The organism is Erythrobacter ramosus (assembly GCF_009828055.1).
Classification (GTDB): domain Bacteria; phylum Pseudomonadota; class Alphaproteobacteria; order Sphingomonadales; family Sphingomonadaceae; genus Erythrobacter; species Erythrobacter ramosus.
Genome location: NZ_WTYB01000006.1, coordinates 1 through 22,821, shown reverse-complemented (window position 1 = coordinate 22,821; position 22,821 = coordinate 1). Strand labels below are relative to the sequence as shown.

The window sequence follows — 22,821 nt, the reverse complement described above, 5'->3', positions numbered from 1 at the left end:
GGCTTTGGCCAAGCTAATGTTCTTCGGCAGCCGGCCACACCAACGCTTCGCTCGATGAGCGCCAGCGCCGCTTATCGGGCGTGCGCTGCGCGCGATTGACAGCGCTGTGGATGAGTGCCGTGGCCGGTTAGGCGCACAGCGCGTGCGGCGTCAGGCGGTGCAGGGGTGAGGGGAAGAATGTCCTGAGGCCATCCCTCGAGAAGGCCGCGGCACTGGTGCAGCAGTCCGGCAATGCTGTGTAAGTGCAGCCGCCGGTTGATGGCGCCCCTTTCCGCGTGGCCATCTTCAAGCGCGTGCCCCTGGCCCGGCAATACGGCCACTTCGCCGCGCAGGGCTGCGGCACACAAGCGGTCAAGGGCTGGCAATTCTCGCAACACGCCACGGGAGTAGGGGTAAGCGCGACGCCGATCAATCGCTTGCAGTCCCGCGCGCGGCGGCGGCGCCTGCGTTTGGGAGCCAGACCTTGCGGTGCGAGGCAAAAGAAGCCCCACCAAACGGGGCCGGGTGAGACTTACCGCACTGATGACGCTGGGTTTCACGCCCAAATGCAAGCGGCGCGGCGCACGCGCATCGCTTTTCAGTGTAACGCTGCGGGCGGGTCCTGTGTGGCCCAGATGCCAAATTGGTGCCGACTGCGCGCGGCCAAGACGACGCCATCGTGAAACTTTTGACCGGCACGTCCCGTTTTGCGCACAAGGCTGTTGCAATGCGGCTGGCTGGTCGTATTGTTCAAGATTGAACGCAATGCCGTATCCGCCTGCCTTACATGTTTCCGAAATTTTTATCCGGTGGGCCTGCAGGCTAACACCGTGCGGTAGCCTTACCGAATTGGACTGGGTGTGAGCGCGCGCCGTGAGCATCTCCAAGAGGATGCCCAATTTCAGGTGATGCGCCTGCTTGAGCGCGATCCGAGCCTCTCCCAGCGACAGCTGGCTGACGAGTTGGGGCTCAGCCTGGGTGCCACGCACTACGTGCTTCGCGGTTTGATCGACAAGGGCTTCGTCAAGCTCGGCCGGTTTCGCGAGGCGGTCGACAAGCGCCGCTACGCCTATGTGCTCACGCCCGGCGGGCTGGCCGCCAAGGGTGCGATCACGCGGCGCTTCCTGGAGCGCAGGCGCGCCGAATACGAGGCGCTTCGCCGCGAGATCGAGGAGCTGGGCGCGGAATTGCGCGCCTCGGAGCCTCGTGGGCCGGCTCAGGACCGGCGCGCAGAATGAGGCGCGCAGAGTACTCCTTGACGCGGTGCGTGCCTATGCGCTGCGTCAGCACACGGTCCCCACTCGGGCTTATCGGGCGTGGGCCGGCAAGTTTCGAGAATAATTTAAGAAAATCAATGCGTGCAACATTTCTTCTGAACACTGCCAGATGACCGAACTGCCCCGCATCGACCTGATTGATTATCTGCGCGGGCTTGCAGCCTTGAGCGTGGCGTGGTTTCACCTGACCAACGGCAGCGAGGGCTGGCTTGCAGACACTGGCCGCTATGGCTTTCTGGGGGTCGAAGCTTTCTTCGTCATTTCAGGGCTGGTCATTCCCTACTCGATCCTGCGCTCCTTCCCCGAGTACAGCTTGCGAGACTATCCGACCTTCATTTTGCGGCGAATGACGCGCCTTGAGCCGCCCTATCTGGTCAGTCTGCTGCTCGTTCTGGTCCTCACGCTCGTCGCGGCGCAACTCCCGCAATTCCGCGGGACGACCGAGGGGCTGCTCGATCCGTGGCGGATCGCAGCGCACCTCTTCTACCTAATCCCGCTGACCGGTTATGAGTGGCTGCAGCCGGTCTACTGGACGCTGGCCTATGAATTTGCCTTCTACATCTCGATTGGCCTGCTCTTCCCCTGGATCGCAAGGAAGGAGCAGGCGCTCGGCTTCTTGGCGCTGGCTGGGGCCTGCATGGTCCTTGTCGCCTTTCTCGACTGGCCGGCGAGAGTGCTCCTGTTTGTCATGGGTCTGCAGGTGTACCGCCACGTCATTCAGGGAGACCCTGCTTGGCGTAAACCTCTTGGTGCTCGCCTCTTGCCTGGCCTTAATGGCTCAAGCGGGCGCTTTAACTGAGGCATGTGTTGGCTTTGTCGTCGCCATTTTGTTGTCAAATTATGGCCGAGTGCCCGCGGTGCCCTCGGCAGTGGGCCGGGCATTAGGCTGGCTGGGGCTCATCTCCTATTCGCTGTACCTTGTCCACGTCCCGGTGGGCGGACGGGTCGTGAATTTGGGTAAGCGTTTTACCAGTGGCGAGGTCGAGTATCTTGTCCTGTCTTTAATTGCTTTGGCCGTATCTCTGATTGTCTCGATAGTGATCTTTCTGCTCGTTGAGCGGCCGGCGCAAATCATCGCGCGTCGAATTTCCTTTCCGCGATTTCTTGGATCGCGAAAGAAGGTTTACCTGTGATGGAGCATGCATGCGAACTATTTGGGGCCACACTCGCTGCCCCCCCGGGGGGGCAGCGAGTGTGGAAGTGCAGATGAGTGAGTGGGGCGATTTCCATACTGCGAGAAAAATGTCCCCAATGCTTAATATATGTGCGCCGTCGTACGCCTTTGGATAACTGAAGGGCAGCCCGTATGCTTATCTCTAGGATCCGAAATTCTCTGGATTTTCGGCGTCGCTGGGCAGAACTCGGCGTGCGCTATTTGACCTCACGGGACTTTTCACTTGATCGCCTTGTAGTCGGGGAGGCAAGGGTCGATTTGACACTGCCGGCCGAGGAAAAATCAGTGCTGGAGCATGAGCTTGGGCTGATCTTCTTCGACGACTGCTACGGTCTGCGGGATCTGCCAAAAAATTTGAAGACGGTTGTCGACGTGGGGGCCAACGTTGGCCTGTTCTCGCTGGTTGCGAGGCATCACTTTCCTCACGCAAAGGTTTTTGCCTACGAGCCAAACCCTCTCATAAGCAGCTACTTAAGATCAAATCTGTCCGCCTTAGACATTGAAATTCATCAAGAGGCAGTTGGAGCACGGCAGGGAGCCATCAAATTGAACCTTGGTGAGAACTCTCTTCATTCGACGGTCACAGAGGATCCAACGGGTGAAATCCCAATGGTTGACTTTGATACGGTCGTGGACCGAGCAGGAGGAGTGATCGATCTGCTCAAGCTCGATTGCGAGGGCGGGGAGTGGGACATCCTTGAGAGTTCAGCGTCGATTGGAAAGGTAAATAACCTAGCCATGGAGTTTCACTTGTGGGCCCGCCCTGAACGCACCCTCGAGGACATGACGGACCTGATAAAGCAGCGTGGCTTCAAGATTGAGCGAATCGAACGAAAGAATCTACAAGATTTCGGGCTCATCATTGCAACGCGACATGAAAAAGCCTGATGCAGTTGCATGAACACGCAGGAACTCTGACTGTTGGCTTTATAGCCCGAACGCTTGAAGTGATCCTATCGTATTGATATATCTGGAATACCATGATCCTATCTTCTAAGGCAACGGCAGATGAAACTGGCGCTTCAAAAAGTAATCAGCATAAACTCGTGATTGAGGCGGGGCGCGCCAACCGCCAGTACTGGGCGGATCTTTGGCACTACCATGAGCTGTTCGCGGTGCTGGCTTGGCGCGACATTGCGGTGCGCTACAAGCAAACCGTTATCGGTGTTGCCTGGGCGGTGATCCGCCCGCTGCTGACTATGGCGATCTTCACGGTTATCTTCGGCCGCCTTGCAGGCCTGCCGAGTGAAGGTGAGGCGCCTTACATGCTCATGGTTCTCGCAGGCACCTTGCCTTGGTTCCTGTTCTCGACGGCGCTGGGCGAAGGTTCGAATTCGCTCGTCTCGAATGCTAACATGATCCGGAAGATTTATTTTCCGCGCCTAATCTCCCCGGTCGCAACGATGGTGGTCTCGCTCGTCGATGCCATGATTACGCTTGGGCTATTTTTTGTCGTGGCGGCCATCCTCGGCTTCCTGCCTGATTGGCGGATCATCTTCCTTCCGCTTTTCATTATATATGCCTTCGTTGCGGCTCTTGGGCCAACACTGCTACTGGCGGCCCTGACCGCGCAATATCGCGACTTCCGCTTCGTCACACCATTTATCGTCCAGTTTGGTATGTACGTTTCGCCGGTTGGCTTCGCGAGTTCAGTCGTGCCTCAAGAGTATCGCTTGCTCTACAATTTGAACCCGATGGCTAGCGTGATCGATGGTTTTCGGTGGTCGCTTCTGCGGGGAGAAGCAGCGTTGGTTCCGGAATACTTGGCCTTGGGTCTAGGAGTAAGCCTTGGAATGCTCTGGCTTGGGCTTAGCGTCTTCCGGTCCGTCGAAAAATCATTCGCGGACGTCCTTTGAGGTCGCAATGAGCGAACAAAATGCCATCAAGATCGAAGGGCTGGGGAAGAAATACCTTATTGGCCACAATTTGGACGGGGGGCGTCCAAAGACATTTCGCGAGGCCCTCACAAAGGGCTTTAAAAGTGCTCTCACGTCAGTTCGCAACATGGCCCAACTCCGACAGCTCGTGGCGGGTGACGAGATTGAGGAGTTTTGGGCTCTAAAGGACGTTGACCTCGAAATTAAAAGGGGAGACGCTGTCGGGATTATCGGTCGCAACGGTGCGGGCAAGTCTACTCTACTAAAGGTACTTTCGCGCATCACCGAGCCGACGGCAGGTCGGATTGAAATTACTGGTAGGGTTGCCAGCCTGCTTGAGGTTGGGACGGGCTTTCACCCAGAGCTTACGGGGCGAGAAAACATTTTCCTGAATGGCGCGATCCTCGGAATGTCGCGAAAGGAAATCCAGAGAAAGATCGATCGCATTATCGATTTTGCTGGCGTCGAGAAATTCATCGACACGCCCGTCAAGCGTTACTCTTCGGGAATGTATGTACGGCTTGCATTCTCCGTGGCAGCTCACCTCGATCCAGAGATCTTGATTGTCGATGAAGTTCTCGCTGTCGGCGACGCGGCGTTCCAGCGCAAATGCCACGCGCTCATGCGAGAACTCGCCAATTCAGGAAAGACTGTGCTTTTCGTCAGCCACAATTTGCGTTCGCTGCGGGAATTATGCCGAACCGGCGTTCTGCTGGAACAAGGCCAGGTGACCGGGGTGGGACCAATTGAGCAGATTATAGATCGCTACCAGCAAACTGCCGCCGATGTTCAATCGGTGGCCCGGTTGGGCGCCATTGAGGCGTGGGTCAAAGCTGAGGGCCGTGAGGATGGCAGCAACGTCTTCAGGCTTTCGCTTACAGCAAGGCGCAGAGTGAGCCTGTCGGAGTTGTGCTTGATCGTGACGGGTAAGGACGAGGAGCGCCTCTACATTCTCAACCAGCAGAATTCTTTCGAAATGCCCTACGATCTGGGGCCAGTTTCGCTACAGCTGCGCATAGACCAGACCGGTCCGGCGCTTGTCGAAGGCAGCTACATGGTCGGCGTCTACCTTAAGGCCGATGGTAAGCCATATGAGGATTTAGCTATCGCCCGCCTTGAAGTTCCCGCTCGCAAGGGGTTTCAGACTTTCTATCCCCCCGAAGTGCGCGGGGTGGTGGAGCCAGAATTTGCGGTAACAGTCGCCGCGGCGCTAGAGAAGCAATAAGGGTCAAAATGGGGCTGCGCGACATCATTCGGCCGATAATTCCCGACTGGGTGCATGCTCTTAGACGGCCTCGCTCCGCTGACCCTTTTTGGCTTGAACAGGGCGTGTTCCTTTACAAAGGTATGGCGATCGCCGCGCCCGAGCAACACCACTTGGTCAATATCCTTCGGTACGGGGGTGATTTTGAGCCTGAATTCATGGATCTCTTCTGCAAGCTGTACGCACCGGGGACCACGGCGATTGATGTTGGCGCCAATATTGGGCTGTACTCAGCTTCACTTTTGCAACGCCACAGCTCGGCGAGGGTCATCTCAATTGAATGCGCGCCACAAACCGTGCCCTATATCCAGAAGACCGTATCGCTCTCCGAGCATCGTGATCGTTGGCAGTTAGTAGAACAAGCTGTGGGCGATACGCCGGGGGGCAGCGTTGAGTTTTTCGCGGGCACTGCGCAGGATGGCGTGTTTGACGGTCTGCGTAACACCGGACGAGGTGGCCAGAAATCCGGCGTGAAGGTGCCTATTACCACCCTCGACGTGATCTGGGAGGAGGCTGGACGGCCCTCTGTCTCGATCATCAAGATCGATATCGAGGGGGGCGAGACCACGGCGATCGCCGGCGCGCACAATCTCATTGCAGCGCAGCACCCTTATATCTTGATGGAATGGAATGCGGACAATCTTGCAGCGTGGGATATCAAAGTTGAAACATTGCTCAATTTTCGTGAACTAGGTTACCGAGTGGTCGCAGTGCCACAATTTTGGGAAGTTGATCACAGCAATTTATCGATTGCCACCAAAATCACCGAAATGTATCTACTTTATCCGTCTTAGACATGATTTAGTAAAATCTGTGCTTAGCGTTTGTTTTTATCAATTAATTTTTTAAATATATTATATAAAATGGCTCAATTTTCGTATGAATAATTGTTATCCTCTGATAAGCGTTATTACGCCCAGCTTTCGTCAGGCGCAATTCCTGCATAAGACGATGGATTCAGTTTTTGGGCAGGACTATCCGTCAGTCGAGTATATTGTGATCGACGGCGGTTCCAATGACGGCTCACGAGAGATCATTGCTGTGAACGCCGATCGATTGGCGCATTGGGTAAGCGAGCCTGACCGAGGGCAAGTGGACGCCATCAACAAGGGCCTGGAGCGCGCCTCAGGCGAAATCCTGTGCTATCTGAACAGCGATGACCTTTTGCATCCGGGCGCACTAAGAGCCGTTGCCAATGCATATGCAAAATACCCAGATGCCGACGTATTTCATGGTCGATGCTCCACGATCGATGAGAATGGCGCACCGCTTGACCGCGGGTTCTTCGGCGACATTGCTACGCCTTCCAAAATTCTAGACCTTTGGTCGGTTTGGTTTGCTGGCAAGAATGTTGTCCAGCCGGAGGTGTTTTGGACTCGGCGCTTGATGGATCGCATCGGCCTGTTCGACGAGACCTTCAATTACGCGATGGACTACGACTACTGGACGCGCGCCATTGTCGGTGCGGGCGCTAAGGTCTGCCGGATTGATCAAGATCTGGCCGCGTTTCGTCTCTGGGGCGGCCAGAAGTCAAACGCGAGCGACAAGGCGGCGGACGAACTTCGCAGGATCGCCATTCGCTACATTGATGATCCCGCCGCACCGCTCGATCCTGATACACGGAGACGATTGAAGGCCGCCTGGACCTTCGACGAGGTCTTCGCCAAGGGCTGCGCTCAGATTGCGGCTGAGGAAGGCTCGTCTTTGTCTCGCAGAATGAGGGTGGCCGCCATGGCGATGCGAAATCCCATCCTCTTCAGCAATGAGGCCTTCCGCGGCAGGATGGCCGGAGCAATAAGGCGGCTGGTCGGACTTGGTAACCCTAAACCATCGGCCAACGCGTGAGCAAGGAGACGCAAAGTAATGGCTAGCTTGCCCGCACGGGTCATGGGCCGCATCGCGGCCATCAAGCCGCGCACCCGCTATTTTCGGGACGTTGTCCGTCCACGCATTCTCAGTACCGCACCCGTCACCAATACCGATGATGACGCGCTCGAGATCCATGTTCTCACCTCGGACAAGGACTGGCTCAACCTGATGTGGACGCTCAAGAGCTTCTACCGTGTTTCGCCGAGGCGCCTCGCCATGTGCATCCACGGCGATCCGGGCCTGTCGGAGGAGGCGATTGCGGGTTTGCGGGCGCATTTCCCTGAGGCTCGCGTGATAACCCAAGCTATCGCTCGCGAGGAAGTGCTCGACAGCCTCGCCGCCTACCCCCGCTGCCGGCAGCTGCGCGAGACGAACATCCTCTCGATTAAGGTCTTTGACTTCCTACACTACCTTGAAGCCGAGCGTATGGCGCTGTTCGACAGCGACCTCCTCTTCTTCGGCGAGCCCACCGCTTGGCTCGCCTATGCAAATGATCCCGGCCGGCGCGCCAATGTCTTCAATCCAGACATCGCCTCCGCCTACGCGGTTGAGGAAGACGTGATCCGCGAAGCAGGCTTCGCAATCCACCCGGAGGTTAATTCTGGTTTCGGCATCGTCCACCGCGACAGCATGCCGCTCGAGTGGATCGAGGAGTTCCTCTCCATCCCAGGGCTGCCCGTGGGGCACTTCTGGCGGATTGAGCAGACGCTCTACGCACTATGCGCAAGCCGCTTCGGGGTTGAGCTTCTGCCCGAGGACTACCGCGTCTTTCTTGAGGGGGAGCTCGGCGACCGGTCCTTCCGGCACTATGTGGGGGCGGTACGCGACAAGATGTTCACGGAGGGGATGCGCAAATTGGCGCCCTCCTTGCTGATGCAGAAATGACGCTGACGTTTAAGTCTACCGTTCTTAAGCAGGACTAGGGAATGCCATGTCCGCTATCCCTGGTCGGCCCTGATCTTGCGTATCGTCCGTCCCAGCGAGCCACCTCACCGGCTGGCTCAGTTCGCTGCCCCACTGGCAGACATAGACGATTGGTACTTCCGCATATCGCCTCGCAAGTGACAGATGTTGCCGCCAACGCCTTTCGGGGATGAGGCGGGCCAAGCAAGGTACCGATGTCAATTCTTTTTGCACCTGACTACCGCCAAGGGTCGCCCTACCAGAGGCTGCTCGCCGAAGCATTGACTGATCTCGGTTGGGACATTGACTTTCAGTCACATTATCACCGCGCGCTTCCCCTTGCGAGGGGCGTCCACGGCACACCGAGAGCTGCCTTGCTGCATCTTCACTGGCCGGAGGCCTACCACCGCCGCGTGGGAGATATCTGGGACGAATTTCGCCAGCAACGCTTCCCGCTCGATCTGTGGTTGGCGACGAGGCGGGTACCACTGGTACTTACGGCGCATAACCTCCAGGCGCACAATTCGGATGGGATCAGTCGCGCCTTCGCCAATATGCGCGCCGCGGTCCGGCGGGCGCACACTGTCATTGCCCATAGTAGTGCGGCGGCCCGCCTCATTTCCGAACGCATGGATATCCCCCACTCGCAGATCGCCGTAATCCCGCACGGCGACTTTTCGGTCCTCTATCCGCCTCCGATTTCGCGCGACGAAGCCCGCCGCCGTCTTGGCCTCACCGCGCCGCGTATCGCCCTATTCTTTGGCATGGTCGAACCCTACAAGGGCATCGAGGAGATTGTATCGCTATGGCCGACGAGATCTGACGTGGAGCTTGTTGTCGCTGGCCGGCCCTCTTCCCCAAACTACGAGGCTACAATTACAGCGGCCATCGCCGGCCGGTCGGGCATTACCTTCCGGCCCGGCTGGCTGAGCGATGAGGAGCTGTTTTTGTGGCTGTGCGCCGCGGACGTGGCCGTGTTTAACTACCGGACAATCCTGACGTCGGGCGCCGCCTGTCTCGCAAGATCTTGGGGCATTCCTATCCTCATTCCGGAGCGCCTCCAGACTGTCGACCTCGACGAACCTTCAGATCGCGTATTCAGGTTCGACGAGGCCTCTCTCGCAGACCAATTGGATCGTGCGCTCGGCATGGGCTCGGATTTTGCCAGTGCCGCGGATTGGCGATCCACAACGGGGTGGACTTCGATCGCCCAGCATGCGGCGAGGGTCTACGAGCGTGTTCTCGATGCCGCACTGGCAGGACACTGACCATGTGCGGGATCGCCGGCTTCTACTTTCCGCAGCTGAGTAGCGAGGTTAACGCCGCGAGACTGGAAGTCATGTTGGCCGCCATCTCCCACCGCGGGCCGGACGGGGAGGGCGTGCATGTCGAGCCAAACGGTGTTGGGATCGGGATGCGCCGGCTGAGCATTCTCGACTTGGAAGGCGGCTGGCAGCCCATCTGGAACGAGGATCGCAGCGTCGCCGTGGTCTTCAATGGAGAGATCTATAATTACATTGAGCTGAGGGCGGAATTGATTGCCAAGGGGCACAATTTTGCGACGAACAGCGACACCGAGGTGCTGGTCCATCTCTACGAGGACTTCGGGCATGCTATGCTCGAGAAATTAAGAGGCATGTTCACCTTCGCGATCTACGACCGCAGGCGCGCGCAGCTTTTTCTGGCCCGCGATCACTTTGGCCAGAAACCGCTCTACTATTGGAGCGAGGGCGGATCTTTTGCCTTTGCCTCTGAGCTTAAGAGCCTCCTCACCCTGCCCGAGGTTGACCGTGACCTCGCGCCTGACAAGTTTCTCGACTATATTTCATGGTTCTCCCTTCCCACGTCTGCGACACATTTCCGCTCAATCAAGAAGCTAACTGCCGGGTCCTCTATCCTGATCGATCTCGCGCGGCCGGGATGTGCGTCGCCCCAAACTTACTGGCGCTATCAACTCAATGATGAGCCGGATTTACTCGAAATCGACGAGGCGTCGCGCGAAGTCGAGCGCGCCTTCGAGCAGTCGATAGGGCTGCATCTCCGAAGCGATGTCCCGGTCGGCGTCCTTCTCAGCGGCGGTCTCGACAGCCGGATGATCGGCGAATTTGCGCGATCTGCCCAATCATCGCCACTCTCGACGTTCTCAGTTGGCTTCGACTGCGGGGAATCCGAATTGGAGGCGGCAGCAGCGACTGCAAGAGAACTAGGGACCAAGCACTACACGCGCACAGTCTCCGCCGAGGAGTTCGCCGACAATCTCAAGCGTGTCGCATGGCATCTTGACGAGCCCATTGGAGACCCCGCGGCGGCCGCAGTGCTGCTTGTCTGCGAAATGGCGCGAGAGCATGTTACCGTCCTCCTGAGCGGCGAAGGCGCAGACGAGCTGTTCGGAGGGTATGCCTCGCGATACCAAGGCATGCTGGATACGATGCAACGCACCCAGCGACTGCGAGGTTATGCTGGTTTTGTGCCCAGGTTTGATCCTCGCGAAAAGAGCTCCAGGCTCCTCCGACTTAGCGATCGTGTACACATGTCTACTGCCGCCGAGGCTGTATCTCTCAGGATCGAGGGGCTGCCGGGAGACGTGCGTAATCCGCGCGGCCTGACACCTGACCAAAGGAAGAGGCTCAGTCATCGGCAGGCGGAACTGGGCGAACAGCTTTTCCGTAACCAGCGCGATGGCCTCAGCGAGCTCTTGATACATGATATTGAGTGGCAACTCGCCGAGTCGCTCCTGCAGAAGGCCGACAAAATGAGCATGGCCGCCTCAATCGAACTCCGGACACCGTTTCTTGATCGGGGGATGGCCGAGGTTGCGGCGCGTGTCGCGTCGCCCCTCAAGCTTGGCGCTGATGGGGTGGGGAAGGTGGTCCTGCGGCACTGCATGAACCGACGTCTTCCCGACCATGCTTTACGGCCCAAGAAGGGATTTCCCGTGCCACTCACCGAGTGGTTCCGCGGCCCTCTGAGGCGCCGCGTCGAAGAGGAGGCACTAGGACCGAACGCACAGTGGCGGAGTCACCTCGATGGCGCTTTGATTGCACGGGCATGGTGCGCGTTCCAAGAAGGCGAGTGGAATGGCGCCTCAGTATTCTACGCGCTCTGGATCTACGAGAAGTGGCACGGTGCCATCGTTCGGTGGTGAGATTGAGCGACATGGATGTAATCTCACCGTGCCGGTCACCGTCTGAGGATGGTTCGATGGGGCGCCCCCTTTATCGTAGCGATATTCTCGGTGGCTTGATAAGATAGAGTGCCAAAGACGTCCATCCTCATACCGGCCTTCAATGCTGCGCGCTGGATTGCAGTGGCCGTGGAGAGTGCCTTGATCCAGTGTGCCGGCGATGTGGAAGTCATCGTCGTTGATGACGGATCCACCGACGATACTAACTCGGTTTTACGCGCGTATGGAGACAGGATCCATTTCGAGTCCAGGCCGAACCGTGGCGCCACAAAAGCACGCAACCGCCTGCTGGAACTCGCGACCGCCGAATGGATCCAGTATCTCGACGCGGATGACTTCCTATTGCCCCACAAGATCGAGGGGCAGCTTGCCATACTGAATGCGGAGCCGGACGTTGATGTACTGTATGGTCCGGTAATCTTAGAGTGGCAAGGGCAGTCGGGTGTTACGACGGAACTCTTGGAAATTCCAGAGCCGCACGACCCCTGGGCCCAGCTTGCACTCTGGCAATTGCCGCAGACAGGATCCCCATTGTTTCGAAAAGAGGCGCTAATAGACGTCGGCGGTTGGAGAGAGGAGCAACCCTGTTGTCAGGAGCATGAACTTTATTTGCGCCTGCTCATGGCAGGGAAGCGTTTTCGCTATGCGGATGCCGGCGGCGCTGTTTACCGACGTTTCGAGACTGGCACCTTGTCGACAACAAACATTGCTAGGGTGTGGCGAGAGCGTTTGAAAATTGAGGGCAGACTGGAGGTCCATCTTCGGGAAGCAGGGCTGCTGACACTTAGCCGTCAGTGGGCGATCAACCAGGCGCGATTTGAGATCGCACGAAGCGCTTGGCATGAAGCGAGAGGCATTGCTGTTGAAGCGCACGCCGCGATCGGAAACTCGGGCGCGGACTTTATGCCCCAGGGCACTGCTGCTCCAGCAGGGTATCGGGCCCTCTACAGGCTGCTTGGATTTTCCGCAGCGGAACACATTGCGGATGCGACACGATCACTGCGGAGTGTTCTCTCATGATCAGTTTTTCCATCATCATTCCGACCTACAATCGGAAGCATTATCTCCTCGAGTGCCTCGAGACGGTCTTCGCCCAATCCTATGCGCCTCATGAGGTTATCGTAGTTGATGATGGTTCGACAGATGGGACCATAGAGGCGCTCCAGAAATTCGAAGATCGCATCCATGTCATCAGACAGGCGAATGCTGGGCCCGGTGCTGCTCGCAACCGCGGCGCTATGGGCGCCAAGGGAGAATATCTGGCCTTTCTCGATAGCGATGACTTGTGGTTTCCATGGGCCCTTGCGTCGTTCGCGAAGCTTATCGAGCGCCATCAAAATCCAGCGCTTGTGTTTGGGCGTTTCGTCGATTTTCGTGATGCATGCGAATTGACCGAAATCGGCTGCGAGGATCCGTCCGGAGCGTCGTATCCCGACTTCCTCTCCAGTCACGCCGAGGGCCATTTCTGTGGTGCCGGGATGATGATTGTGGAGCGAACTGCCTTTCAACAGGTGTGCGGCTTCGAAGAAGATCGCCTGAATGCCGAGGACCATGATTTTGCTCTGACATTGGGGACGCAAAAGGGTTTTGTTCAAGTCCAGGAGCCAGTCACGGTTGGCCACAGGCTGGTTGTTGGCAGCGAAATGACCGATCTGGGAAAGACCCTAAGGGGCCTTGCGCGCCTGGTGAGTAAGGAAAAGGCAGGACGATATCCGGGGGGGTCTTCACGGAAAGCCGCTCGCAGAAGTATCATTGCTAGGCACGTGCGGTCTGCCGTCATTGGCGCGATGAGATCGGGGATGATTACTGATGCATGGCACCTCTATTGCGAGACGTTCGCATGGAACCTTCGCTTCGGGCGCGGGGCATACCTTGCTGCCGCTCCGTTGCTCGCCGCTAAAAGAAAAATGATGCCGAACTGATGAGCTTTGCTGATCGCCTCGTAAATTTTGCTTTGCGAGCGCCGGCATCGTTTGGCTCACGACTGCGCATTACCGCCATGCGGCTCGCTGGCGCTCAGATTGGCCGAGGTTGCCGCATCGAAAGCATTCAATGGCCCCGAAACCCTTGGGACATCGAGCTTGGTGATGGCGTGGCGCTGGATCGCGACGTCGTTTTGCTCGCTACCGGAAGCCGTACGACCCAGCCCAGAATTTGCATCGGTTCGAGAACATACATCAATCGATGGACAATGATTGATGCCAGCCTTTGTGTCTCGATTGGCGCGGACGTCATGATTGGCCCGAGCTGCTATATCACCGACCACGATCATAGTACCCAACCTGGAGAACCTTTAAGCTTGCTGCCACTTGTAGAAGCGCCGACGAGCATTGGCGACAATGTCTGGGTCGGGGCCAATGTGACAATCCTCAGGGGCGTCCGAATTGGCCGGGACGCAGTAGTTGGAGCGGGAAGCGTTGTCACAAGAGATGTCGGCGAAGGTGAGCGCTTCGCTGGAGTGCCGGCGCGTAGGCTTAGTTCAAGTCAAGTTCGTTGAGTATCTCTGTCGTCATCCCAACATATAAGCGCGTGCCGGAACTGCTTGATACGCTCAAAGCATTGGCAGCTTGCGATACTCCGCCCGCAGAAGTGATTGTTCACGTGGATGGCGGTGACCAGTTATCTGTTGATGCATTGAAATCTCTCTCAAGCGACGTCCGCATTCTCGAGAGCTCCGAGATTTTGGGACCGGGTGGGTCGCGTAACCGCCTTTTGCATGCGGCTCGCAACGAGGTGATCGTCAGCTTGGATGATGACTCCTTCCCGATCGATAGTGACTTTTTTTCTGCCGTCGACGAGGCGGTCAAACGTCATCCCACAGCTGGCGTTATCGCGATGAACATTATCCATGACGGGGAGGCCTTAGCCGAGCGTCGACCCCAAGTGCATCCGGTTGCTGACTTCGTGGGCTGCGGAAGCGTCTACCGCAAGCGCGCCCTATTAAACACAGCAGGATATGTGCCCATTCAGCCGGCGTACGGAGTCGAGGAGGCCGACTTGGCCCTTCAGATCATCGATGCCGGCTGGGATATCATTCATGACCATGACCTTCGCGTTCGCCACGCGACGAGCCGTTCTCACCAGGCGACCCCGACGATTACGTCAGCCCACATCTCCAATCTCGCCCTTCTCGCTTATCTGCGATACCCCGTTATCTATTGGCCCCTGGGTATCCTCCAAGTGGCGAACCGGATTATCTGGTCGATCAGAAACGGCAGGACCTCAGGCGTCCTTGCCGGCTTGGCGGCCATCCCGGGCAAGATCTGGCGGTACCGGGCTTACCGTAAGCCAGTGAGCGCCGCGACCATGAGGAAGGTGCGCCGTCTCAGGCACGAAGCGAACGAGTTGGCCATTGGCGGGGGATAATGTTGCTCCAGGCTCCGGCTGGATTGTCTGTCAGATCGGCGCGCGAGAGAATTACGCCATTGCGCGCGCCCTCCGCCGCCGCGGGAGGCTCAACGGTGTGATCACCGACGCGTGGGCCGCGCCCAACTCTTTAGGCTCAGCCTTATTGCCCCTGCGTATGCGGGAGCGCTGGCATCCGGAGCTAGACGGCGCGCCAATTCATGCACCCTCATTCACCTCGGCCGTGCGGAGCATGAAGGATCGTCTGACAGGGCGGAGCGGCTGGGATCAAGTCATGGCGCGCAATGCCTGGTTTGGGAGGACAGCGGCGTGCAAATTGCGCGCGTTCCACGGCGGCACTTATACGGTCTTCTCTTACAGTTACGCGGCGGGAGATGTGTTCGCAGAGGCTAAGCGTCGCGGCTGGCGGACGGTCTTGGGGCAGATCGATCCGGGCCCATTCGAGGCGCGCCTGGTCGCCGATCTCTACAAGCGTGCCGGCCAGGACCATGCACATGAGCCAATCCCTGAAGAATACTGGAGCCTCTGGCGCCGCGAGATCGAACTGGCCGACAGGATCGTCGTCAATTCGGCTTGGTCTCGTGAGGCGCTGATCGCTGGGGGCGTTGCATGGGAGAAGATCGCGATCATTCCCCTCGCCCACGAAGGGAAGAGCGAGGCGCCGCGCAGGCACTTGCCTGCCGCCTTCACACCCGAGCGGCCGCTGCGTTTGCTCTTTCTGGGCCAGGTGACTTTGCGCAAGGGCATCGGGGTGATCTTCGAGGCCCTGCGCCTGCTTCCGGGCGTGCCCCTTAGTCTCGCCATCGTTGGCCCCCTGCAGGTCGAGTTGCCCGAGGCCATTACTAATGATCCGCGCATCACCTTCCACGGCCCTGTCGCACGGAGCGAGGCCCTTGCCTTCTATGAGAGTGCAGACATCTTTCTCTTTCCGACCCACTCGGATGGCTTCGGCTTGACCCAGCTGGAGGCTCTTGCCGCCGGCCTGCCGGTGATCGCCAGCACATTCTGCGGCGATGTGGTCCGCGAGGGCGTCGACGGGCACACTCTTGCTTCGCTCGAGCCGCGTGAGTTGGCGGCGCTGCTTCGCGAACTGGCGGCGGATCCGGTGCGTGTGCTGCGCCTGCAAAGTGGCGCCGCAGTCGAAGCGCAGCGCTTCGGGCTTGACGCGATCGGCCGGCAGCTAGAGGATCTGTTCCCGTAATGGCGAGTACGGCTGCACCCTATCTATCCAGCAAGGCGCTGGTGCCTGCCCGGCCGGCGCGCCGCCCGGCGACCGGGCCGGCGACCATCGTCCTGCTGCTTGGTATGTTTGCGACCTACGCGCTGGCGAGCGGCGAGAACAGCGTCAATGCGATCTTCTCGACCGCGGCGGTGGGGCTCCTTGGAAGCCTTGCGTTTTCCTTCCTGATCGACTGCAAGGGTAAGCTGGTCCACCTGATCCGGGTCGACTTGTTCATGCTGATCGCACTCTTCGGCCTTACCTTCTTCGAGTTCCTGTTCGAGCAGCCACCCATGACGAGCATTACCGTCGCGAGCGCGCAGACGGCTCTCGTAGCGGCCTTTGCTGGATTTGCGGGCATTGCGGTGGGACGGCACCTCGTGCCGATCCGGCGCAGCCTGCCCAATCCGCGTGATCTCGGCTTCTCGACCAAGATCACCTTCCAACTGCTGTTGCTCTGCACGGCGCTCGGCTATCTCTACATGCTGCTATCGGTTGGCTTCAATCCGATCGAGATGGTCGAGCAGATGCTGAGGCCGCGCTTCACCCAGCCGTGGACACGTGGGCGGCTGGGTGGGCCCAGCGCGCTGCTCGCCGAGCTGAGCCTGCTTAAGGCGGCCATTCCCGCCCTGTGCGGCCTGATGCTCGCCCAGCGTGACCGCTTCAGAGCCGGCCAGGTCGTGATGGCCCTCCTGATCGGCGCCTTCGTGCTGTTTGACGGCTATGCGTCGGGCACACGCAACGTCTTCCTGCTCTACTTTATCACCTTCCTCGCCGGTTACTTCCTCTACGCCAAGCGGATGGGAAGTCTGAAGCTGCTGCTCATCGGGGGGGCTTGCGCGATAACCGCGTTTGGCGCGATGGCGACCATGCTCGGGACACGCACAGGCACCGGGGCGAACCTCATCGACTTTACGACGGGCCAGCCCGTGTTTGTCGATATGAACCTGATCAATGTCGCTGCGCTCACCGAGGTGTTTCCGGGTCGCCAGGCCTACCTCGGCCTCGAAATTCCCTACAACATGATCATCCGGCCGATCCCGCGCGCAATATGGCCAAGCAAGCCGGAGGGATTGTCGGTCGGGATCGAGAAGGCTCTTGGCGTTGGGGACTACATGACACTTTCGGCGACCTTCGTCGGCGAGTTCTGGATGGCGGGGGGGCTTCTCGCCGTGTGTTTGGGTTCACTCTTCCTCGGCAGCGTGGCCGGCGCTTGGAACCGGTATGGGGCCGGCGCCGACAAGCAGCTCAAGATCATGATCTATCTCACTGGGCTGTTTCCTGCCGGCCTGTGTATGCGGAGCTTCCTTTCTGTTGCGCCCGCATTGCTCCCGGTCCTGGCGCTGCTCGTATTGTTGCCCTTACTTTCGAAGCGAAGGCATTCGGTGGCGGCTCGCGATTGAATGTGGGCCTCCAGACAAGGCCATCGGCAGAGTCGCCCAAAAGACAAGATGGTTTCGTTGCGCCAGTTACTCTGGGGCAGCCATGCCGCAATCTTGGATGTATGATATTTCTTCGCGCACGGGCTATTTAGGGTCTTAACGGAAGCTCGTTCTGATGAAGCTGCTTTTCTTGACGGTGATGCCCGCGCCCTACCAGCGGGAGTTGCTTGCGGCTGTCAACAAACACCCTGATATCCGCGCAGAGGTCCGCTACTTCACGGCTATGTCAAAGGATCGGGATTGGCACGATCCGAGCCTGTCCTCATCGGAGGCCGTGATGCCAGGGAGTACCTTGCACCGCTTGGGGGCTTCGGCGCACTGGAACCACTCAGTGATCTCCGAGATCAAGGCATCGCACGCGGATCTTGTCGTGGTCAGCGACTACTCGGCGCTCACGGCACAGCTTGCGATGCGGTATCTCGCGGCCACACGCAGGCCCTTCATGTTCTGGGGCGAGGTTCCGGGCTTCTCCCGTCGGGGTGCGATCGGCTCCTGGCTGCGGAGCCGGCTGCAGGACCCCATCCACTCGGCCGCCGGTATCGCCGCAATCGGTACGGTCGCGGCCGAAGCATACCGAGGGCTGTTTCCGGGCAAGCCCGTTTTCAACATTCCGTATTTCTGCGATCTCAGTCGATTCGAGGGAGCCCGATCAGCGCGCTCGCCCAATCTAAGAGGTGATATCGTCATTCTCTTCAGCGGGCAGCTAATCGATCGCAAGGGCGTTGATGTCTTGCTGGCAGCTTTCAATGCTGTAGCAGATCGCAATCCCAAGCTTCGGCTCCGAATTCTAGGTTCGGGACCCGAGCGGGAGCGTTACCGCGCCCTAGTTTCTCCTCACGTTAAGGATCGCGTGGATTTTGTAGGCCACAAGGAGCCTTGCGAACTGCCCGACGAATTCTCCCAAGCGGATGTATTCTGCCTGCCCAGTCGTCACGATGGCTGGGGCGTGGTCATCAATGAAGCGTTGGGCGCTGGGCTGCCGATCATCGTCAGCGATACTGTCGGCGCCGGGCGTGACCTTGTCCGAGATGGCCATAATGGGATGGTCACGCCTGTCGAAGATATCAGCGCCCTGGCCGATGCACTTTTGCGCATCGGCAGCGATCACGATGTCCGCTTTAAGATGGCGGCGAATTCGCGCGAGCTGGCAAAATCCTGGGGGCTCGAGGAGGGCGCCCGCCGCTGGCTTGAGGCGGCACAGAGCGTGTTGGCTGCCAGCCCCGCGTCATGAGGGTCGCCTTGGTATCGTCGGGTTCGGGATCGCGCGGCGGGGGCGAGATATACCTGTCTCTTTTGGCCAAGGGGCTAAGGGAGCAGGGCTGCGAGGTTCAGGCTCTCATCCCTGACTCCGAAGGGATGGACGAGCTGGCCAAGGCACTCGCCTCAGACGCCAGCGTGGTGCGCTTTCCCTTCGTCTCGACGTACGAGCGCCCCACCCGCTTGCTTGGCGCCATCTCGGATCGCCCTCAGCAGAACCGTGTGACCCGGCTACTGCAAGACCTTCGGCCTGACGTTGTTCATGTCAATCAGCAGGTGGCCGAAGACGGCTGTGATCTTTTGTTGGCGTCGAAACGCAGCGGCCTTCCGTGGGTCTCAACAATTCACGTTGGCCGCTCCGCCGCCGAACTCGGCGCGCGGGGCGGGTCCATGAGAGATCGTGCGTGCGCCCAGGTGATCAGGCTGGCGCGAGGAACTCATATCGCCGTGTCTGACCAATCCCGCGATCAGTTGGCCGACCGTTTCCCGTTCGAGGGCAGCAATTTTCAGGCGGTCCACAATGGTACGAGCGTGTCCCAGAGGGCTGGACTCGAAGAGGTGCGCCAAAGGGTCCGAGAGGAGTGGGGCGTGGGCGAAAGCGAAATCGTGATCGGCTCGGTTGGCCGGATCGAGGCGCAGAAGAACCCCGTCGGATTTGTCGAAGCCGTCGCAGGCCTTTCTTCAGGCGGAAGAGTCAAATGCGTGTGGATCGGTGACGGCACACTGCGAAGTGCAATTACAGACGCGGCGCGAGCGGCGGAGGTTCCCCTTCATATCGACGGCTGGAGGCAGGACGCCGACCAGAGGTTGGCGGGCTTCGACATATTCTTTCTCCCGTCATTGTTCGAGGGTTTGCCGTTTGCCGTATTGGAGGCCATGCATGCGGGGCTCCCTGTCGTTACGTCGGAGGCAGACGGTTTGGGCGAGGCCATAAGGGACGGGGGAAGCGGGTTTTTGTGCAAGACCGCTGGCCAGTTTGCCGAGCGCCTCCAACGCCTCGTGGAAGACCCCGAGCTTCGCAAACGGATGGGCGAGACGGCCCGTGATGACGCTCGTGAGGGCTTCTCCTTGGAGGCAATGGCGAGCAAAACACGCGCAGTGTATCGCAGCGTTGTCGCCAGTGCTGCGGGCAAATGAGCCGCCATGTCCTCCATGTCGTGCCCTACCTTGGAGAGGCTGCGGGCGGCCCTCCCGTTGTCGTTCAAAGGTTGGTCGAGGGTGCGAGAGCGGCGGGCTGGCAAGCAGACATTGTCACCAGTTGCGATCTTCTGTCAGGCGGTGAGAAGCAGGCCCTCCTCGAGAGCGGCGCCACGGTCATGCCGTCGCAGCTCTCGGCTCTTGTCGGCCAAGAGGCGCAGAGACTGAAGGAAGCTGTCCACGACGCGGATCTCTTACACTGCCACACGCTCTGGAGCCCGCTAGTAAGCCGCAGCGCGGCGCTCGCCAGGAATTCTGGCATACCGTACATCTTAGCTCCCCACGGGATGCTCGACCCTTACTCTTTCAGCCAGCGCAGGCTCAAGAAACGCCTGTATTTGGAGAGCGTGGAACGCAGAACGATCAATGCCGCGGCGAGGATCATGTTCACGACCTATGAAGAGAAGCTCTTAGCGGAGAATACGTTTGGATTGATCTCCAATGCCGTCGTTGTCCCTTTGGGTGCCGACCGCTTGCCTAACAACCGGCAAGTTCTGCGCGATCGTTTCTTTGACAAGCATCGGGATTTGAGGGGGCGGCCGCTACTGCTTTTCATGGGACGGCTCCACCCGAAAAAGCGTCCCGAAATCCTCCCAGATGTCATTTCTGCCATCCAGTCGGATTTCCCTGAGGCCACACTCATTTTCGCCGGGACCGGTGAGGAAAGTTTCGTCGAACAGATAAAGCAGCGTGCTCACCGGCTGTCACTTGGTGACAAGGTGCGATTTCTCGGCCACTTGTCGGGCGAGGCCAAGTTCAGTGCGCTTGCGGCTGCGGATCTGTTTCTGCTCCCGTCCCGTCAGGAGAATTTTGGCATTGCTGTCGCCGAGGCGTTGCAGGCCGGCGTTCCGGTTATCCTGACAAAGAGTGTGAATATCTGGCGCGAGATCGAAAATGCGGAGGCGGGCATCGCCGTCACCGACGATGACTTAATCCAGAAATTGGCGGGTGCGATAACAACGCTCCTAACGGACGATGAAAGGCGAACGACAATGTCACACAACGCCCAGAGGCTCGCGAGTGAGGCCTTTTCTTGGGACACATGTTGCCGGCGAACACTTGAGATCTACGAGGACGTGCTTGCACAAGTCTGAGCATCCTCGACCCAAGTCCCTTCGCCCTGTCAGGCGCGCGCCTCCCTCGCTTGCAGACAAGCTTAAGCGAGGCTTGTGGCAAGCGGTATGGCTGATTGCCTTCCTGCCAACTCCGGTTCCGCTGCATGCCTGGCGCCGCTTAATCCTTCGTCTGTTCGGGGCTCAGATCGCACCCTTGGCGGCTGTCTATCCCTCCGTTCGGATCTGGGCCCCCTGGAACTTGCAAATCGGGACGGCCGCTACAGTCGGGCCAGGCGTCAATCTCTATAATGTTGCGCCAATCATGATTGGAGAGGACGCCGTCATCAGTCAGGGAAGCCATCTGTGCACCGCGACGCACGACCATCTGGCCGACGACTTCGCCTTGATGGTTGCCCCCATCAATGTCGGAGCCAATGCCTGGGTCGCCGCCGAGGCGTTTATTGCTCCGGGCATTACCATTGGCGCGTCGGCCGTGATCGGGGCCAGATCGACGGTCACGAAGTGCGTGACAGACTACACGATCGTGGCCGGCAACCCGGCTTCGCCTATTGCAACACGGCCAGAGAATGCTCGTAATAATCTCGGGCGCAGGCCGCCAAGCCCAAGCCACATCCATAAGCCGAAAGGGTAAAATCTTGCCTTACAACAGTGAATTCAGGCGCCAGAGGATCCTTGTCACCGGCGGAGCCGGCTTCCTAGGCTCACACCTGATCGACCGCCTGCTTGATCGCGGTGATGAAGTGCTGTGCGTCGACAATCTGTTCACCGGCGACAAGAGCAATCTCGACCACCTTGCCGGGCATCCGCGCTTCGAGTTCATGCGGCAAGATATCTGCTTCCCGCTCTACGTGGAGGTGGACCAGATCTACAATCTCGCCTGCCCGGCGAGCCCTATCCACTACCAGTTTGATCCTGTTCAGACGACAAAGGTCAGCGTCATCGGGGCGATCAACATGCTCGGCCTCGCTAAGCGCGTGAAGGCGCGGATCATGCAGGCATCAACCTCGGAGATCTATGGCGATCCCTCGGTCCACCCACAGCCGGAGAGCTATTGGGGCAACGTCAACACGATTGGCCCACGCGCCTGCTACGATGAGGGCAAGCGCTGCGCGGAGACCTTGTTCTTTGACTATCATCGCCAGCACAATCTCGACATCAAGGTCGTGCGGATCTTCAACACCTATGGTCCGCGCATGCATCCCAACGACGGACGCGTGGTGTCGAATTTTATCATTCAGGCTCTGCAGGGGCAGCCCATTACGATTTACGGCGACGGTCAGCAGAGCCGTTCCTTCTGCTACGTCGACGACCTCGTCGAGGGTTTCCTGCGCATGATGGACACGGGGAGCGACTTCCCCGGCCCGGTCAATCTCGGCAATCCCAATGAGTTTACGATCAAGGAGCTCGCCGAGGAGGTGCTGGAATTGACCGGCTCGAAGTCGCAACTCGTCAATAAGCCGCTGCCACAGGATGATCCGCGCCAGCGTCAGCCAGATATTTCGCTGGCTCGCGAGAAGCTGGGATGGGAGCCCAAGACGCAGTTGCGGGCGGGGCTCACCAAGACGATCGCGTATTTTGACGAATTGCTGCGCAAGAATGATGCTGACGTGACAGCGCCACAGGCCGCCCGCTAAGCGCTGAACACGAAGGGTTTTCCAAAATGAAAATTGCGATGGTAGGGTCAGGCTATGTCGGGCTCGTATCAGGGGCGTGCTTTGCCGATTTCGGGCACGACGT

General features: G+C 58.8%; 24 protein-coding genes. 23 read left to right on the top strand and 1 reads right to left on the bottom strand.

Annotated features, from left to right (window positions below; translation table 11 throughout):
* Window positions 1-839: 839 nt before the first annotated feature.
* The 13 genes from GRI59_RS15235 (at window position 840) to GRI59_RS15175 (ending at window position 13,449) form a co-directional block, all read left to right on the top strand.
* Window positions 840-1,217 carry a MarR family EPS-associated transcriptional regulator gene (locus tag GRI59_RS15235; protein WP_160762113.1) on the top strand — a complete coding sequence of 126 codons (378 nt, stop codon included), beginning with the start codon at window positions 840-842 and terminating at the stop codon, window positions 1,215-1,217.
* A 148-nt stretch (window positions 1,218-1,365) separates the two neighbouring features.
* On the top strand, window positions 1,366-2,055 hold the full coding sequence (locus GRI59_RS15230) for an acyltransferase family protein (protein WP_160762112.1): 690 nt from the start codon (window positions 1,366-1,368) through the stop codon (window positions 2,053-2,055).
* Window positions 2,030-2,389 (top strand): acyltransferase family protein, encoded by a 360-nt coding sequence (locus GRI59_RS15225; RefSeq protein ID WP_160762111.1) that lies wholly within the window; start codon window positions 2,030-2,032, stop codon window positions 2,387-2,389. The genes GRI59_RS15230 and GRI59_RS15225 overlap by 26 nt, the downstream gene beginning before the upstream one ends.
* Window positions 2,390-2,688: 299 nt before the next feature.
* On the top strand, window positions 2,689-3,318 hold the full coding sequence (locus GRI59_RS15220; protein ID WP_160762110.1) for an FkbM family methyltransferase: 630 nt from the start codon (window positions 2,689-2,691) through the stop codon (window positions 3,316-3,318).
* Window positions 3,319-3,410: 92 nt separating this feature from the next.
* Window positions 3,411-4,286, top strand: a complete 876-nt coding sequence (locus tag GRI59_RS15215) for an ABC transporter permease (protein ID WP_160762109.1) — start codon at window positions 3,411-3,413, stop codon at window positions 4,284-4,286.
* 7 nt (window positions 4,287-4,293) lie between these two features.
* On the top strand, window positions 4,294-5,532 hold the full coding sequence (locus GRI59_RS15210) for an ABC transporter ATP-binding protein (RefSeq protein ID WP_160762108.1): 1,239 nt from the start codon (window positions 4,294-4,296) through the stop codon (window positions 5,530-5,532).
* A gap of 122 nt (window positions 5,533-5,654) precedes the next feature.
* Window positions 5,655-6,365, top strand: coding sequence for an FkbM family methyltransferase (locus tag GRI59_RS15205; RefSeq protein WP_160762107.1), 711 nt, complete (start codon window positions 5,655-5,657; stop codon window positions 6,363-6,365).
* 85 nt (window positions 6,366-6,450) lie between these two features.
* A complete protein-coding gene (locus tag GRI59_RS15200) occupies window positions 6,451-7,416 on the top strand; it encodes a glycosyltransferase family 2 protein (protein ID WP_160762106.1) in 966 nt (321 codons plus the stop codon).
* A gap of 18 nt (window positions 7,417-7,434) precedes the next feature.
* Window positions 7,435-8,325 (top strand): hypothetical protein, encoded by an 891-nt coding sequence (locus GRI59_RS15195; protein ID WP_160762105.1) that lies wholly within the window; start codon window positions 7,435-7,437, stop codon window positions 8,323-8,325.
* 233 nt (window positions 8,326-8,558) lie between these two features.
* Window positions 8,559-9,611, top strand: coding sequence for a glycosyltransferase (locus GRI59_RS15190; protein WP_160762104.1), 1,053 nt, complete (start codon window positions 8,559-8,561; stop codon window positions 9,609-9,611).
* Between the two features lie 2 nt (window positions 9,612-9,613).
* On the top strand, window positions 9,614-11,488 hold the full coding sequence (gene asnB, locus GRI59_RS15185) for an asparagine synthase (glutamine-hydrolyzing) (RefSeq protein ID WP_160762103.1): 1,875 nt from the start codon (window positions 9,614-9,616) through the stop codon (window positions 11,486-11,488).
* A gap of 108 nt (window positions 11,489-11,596) precedes the next feature.
* Complete coding sequence (locus tag GRI59_RS15180; RefSeq protein WP_160762102.1) at window positions 11,597-12,547, top strand: glycosyltransferase; 951 nt, start codon at window positions 11,597-11,599, stop codon at window positions 12,545-12,547.
* The gene (locus GRI59_RS15175; RefSeq protein WP_160762101.1) at window positions 12,544-13,449 is read left to right on the top strand and encodes a glycosyltransferase family 2 protein; all 906 of its coding nucleotides are present in this window, start codon (window positions 12,544-12,546) and stop codon (window positions 13,447-13,449) included. Before GRI59_RS15180 ends, GRI59_RS15175 begins: the two co-directional genes overlap by 4 nt.
* Window positions 13,450-13,505: 56 nt before the next feature.
* Here GRI59_RS15175 and GRI59_RS15880 read toward each other — a convergent pair whose 3' ends face one another.
* On the bottom strand, window positions 13,506-13,799 hold the full coding sequence (locus GRI59_RS15880) for a hypothetical protein (protein WP_237440892.1): 294 nt from the start codon (window positions 13,797-13,799) through the stop codon (window positions 13,506-13,508).
* Here GRI59_RS15880 and GRI59_RS15970 point away from each other — a divergent pair.
* The 10 genes from GRI59_RS15970 to GRI59_RS16065 all read left to right on the top strand — a co-directional run.
* Window positions 13,719-14,024: an acyltransferase gene (locus GRI59_RS15970; protein ID WP_337190289.1), complete on the top strand. Its 306-nt coding sequence runs from the start codon at window positions 13,719-13,721 to the stop codon at window positions 14,022-14,024. The two genes, GRI59_RS15880 and GRI59_RS15970, sit on opposite strands and share 81 nt — an antisense overlap.
* Window positions 14,021-14,893, top strand: coding sequence for a glycosyltransferase family 2 protein (locus tag GRI59_RS15165; RefSeq protein ID WP_272917038.1), 873 nt, complete (start codon window positions 14,021-14,023; stop codon window positions 14,891-14,893). The genes GRI59_RS15970 and GRI59_RS15165 overlap by 4 nt, the downstream gene beginning before the upstream one ends.
* Before the next feature lie 97 nt (window positions 14,894-14,990).
* Window positions 14,991-16,094 carry a glycosyltransferase gene (locus GRI59_RS15160; protein WP_160762099.1) on the top strand — a complete coding sequence of 368 codons (1,104 nt, stop codon included), beginning with the start codon at window positions 14,991-14,993 and terminating at the stop codon, window positions 16,092-16,094.
* Window positions 16,095-16,135: 41 nt separating this feature from the next.
* Window positions 16,136-17,515 (top strand): oligosaccharide repeat unit polymerase, encoded by a 1,380-nt coding sequence (locus GRI59_RS15155; protein WP_183363779.1) that lies wholly within the window; start codon window positions 16,136-16,138, stop codon window positions 17,513-17,515.
* A gap of 154 nt (window positions 17,516-17,669) precedes the next feature.
* Window positions 17,670-18,785 (top strand): glycosyltransferase family 4 protein, encoded by a 1,116-nt coding sequence (locus GRI59_RS15150; RefSeq protein ID WP_160762097.1) that lies wholly within the window; start codon window positions 17,670-17,672, stop codon window positions 18,783-18,785.
* Window positions 18,782-19,948 carry a glycosyltransferase family 4 protein gene (locus GRI59_RS15145; protein ID WP_183363780.1) on the top strand — a complete coding sequence of 389 codons (1,167 nt, stop codon included), beginning with the start codon at window positions 18,782-18,784 and terminating at the stop codon, window positions 19,946-19,948. Before GRI59_RS15150 ends, GRI59_RS15145 begins: the two co-directional genes overlap by 4 nt.
* Complete coding sequence (locus GRI59_RS15140) at window positions 19,945-21,102, top strand: glycosyltransferase (RefSeq protein ID WP_160762095.1); 1,158 nt, start codon at window positions 19,945-19,947, stop codon at window positions 21,100-21,102. Before GRI59_RS15145 ends, GRI59_RS15140 begins: the two co-directional genes overlap by 4 nt.
* A gap of 283 nt (window positions 21,103-21,385) precedes the next feature.
* Window positions 21,386-21,715 (top strand): LbetaH domain-containing protein, encoded by a 330-nt coding sequence (locus GRI59_RS15700; RefSeq protein WP_202391052.1) that lies wholly within the window; start codon window positions 21,386-21,388, stop codon window positions 21,713-21,715.
* 4 nt (window positions 21,716-21,719) lie between these two features.
* On the top strand, window positions 21,720-22,718 hold the full coding sequence (locus GRI59_RS15130; protein ID WP_237440886.1) for a UDP-glucuronic acid decarboxylase family protein: 999 nt from the start codon (window positions 21,720-21,722) through the stop codon (window positions 22,716-22,718).
* 26 nt (window positions 22,719-22,744) lie between these two features.
* A partial coding sequence (locus tag GRI59_RS16065; protein ID WP_160762129.1) for a hypothetical protein occupies window positions 22,745-22,821 on the top strand: 77 nt, incomplete at its 3' end.

Bases quoted from the DNA above. Each gene is read 5' to 3' on its own strand.
- GRI59_RS15195 (WP_160762105.1), top strand. From the start codon at position 7,435: ATGGCTAGCTTGCCCGCACGGGTCATGGGCCGCATCGCGGCCATCAAG.
- GRI59_RS15145 (WP_183363780.1), top strand. From the start codon at position 18,782: ATGAGGGTCGCCTTGGTATCGTCGGGTTCGGGATCGCGCGGCGGGGGC.
- GRI59_RS15150 (WP_160762097.1), top strand. From the start codon at position 17,670: ATGAAGCTGCTTTTCTTGACGGTGATGCCCGCGCCCTACCAGCGGGAG.
- GRI59_RS15210 (WP_160762108.1), top strand. From the start codon at position 4,294: ATGAGCGAACAAAATGCCATCAAGATCGAAGGGCTGGGGAAGAAATAC.
- GRI59_RS15140 (WP_160762095.1), top strand. From the start codon at position 19,945: ATGAGCCGCCATGTCCTCCATGTCGTGCCCTACCTTGGAGAGGCTGCG.
- GRI59_RS15190 (WP_160762104.1), top strand. From the start codon at position 8,559: ATGTCAATTCTTTTTGCACCTGACTACCGCCAAGGGTCGCCCTACCAG.
- asnB (WP_160762103.1), top strand. From the start codon at position 9,614: ATGTGCGGGATCGCCGGCTTCTACTTTCCGCAGCTGAGTAGCGAGGTT.
- GRI59_RS15205 (WP_160762107.1), top strand. From the start codon at position 5,655: ATGGCGATCGCCGCGCCCGAGCAACACCACTTGGTCAATATCCTTCGG.
- GRI59_RS15215 (WP_160762109.1), top strand. From the start codon at position 3,411: ATGATCCTATCTTCTAAGGCAACGGCAGATGAAACTGGCGCTTCAAAA.
- GRI59_RS15200 (WP_160762106.1), top strand. From the start codon at position 6,451: ATGAATAATTGTTATCCTCTGATAAGCGTTATTACGCCCAGCTTTCGT.
- GRI59_RS15700 (WP_202391052.1), top strand. From the start codon at position 21,386: ATGATTGGAGAGGACGCCGTCATCAGTCAGGGAAGCCATCTGTGCACC.
- GRI59_RS15225 (WP_160762111.1), top strand. From the start codon at position 2,030: ATGGCTCAAGCGGGCGCTTTAACTGAGGCATGTGTTGGCTTTGTCGTC.
- GRI59_RS15230 (WP_160762112.1), top strand. From the start codon at position 1,366: ATGACCGAACTGCCCCGCATCGACCTGATTGATTATCTGCGCGGGCTT.
- GRI59_RS15880 (WP_237440892.1), bottom strand. From the start codon at position 13,799: ATGATCGTGGTCGGTGATATAGCAGCTCGGGCCAATCATGACGTCCGC.
- GRI59_RS15970 (WP_337190289.1), top strand. From the start codon at position 13,719: ATGATTGATGCCAGCCTTTGTGTCTCGATTGGCGCGGACGTCATGATT.
- GRI59_RS15175 (WP_160762101.1), top strand. From the start codon at position 12,544: ATGATCAGTTTTTCCATCATCATTCCGACCTACAATCGGAAGCATTAT.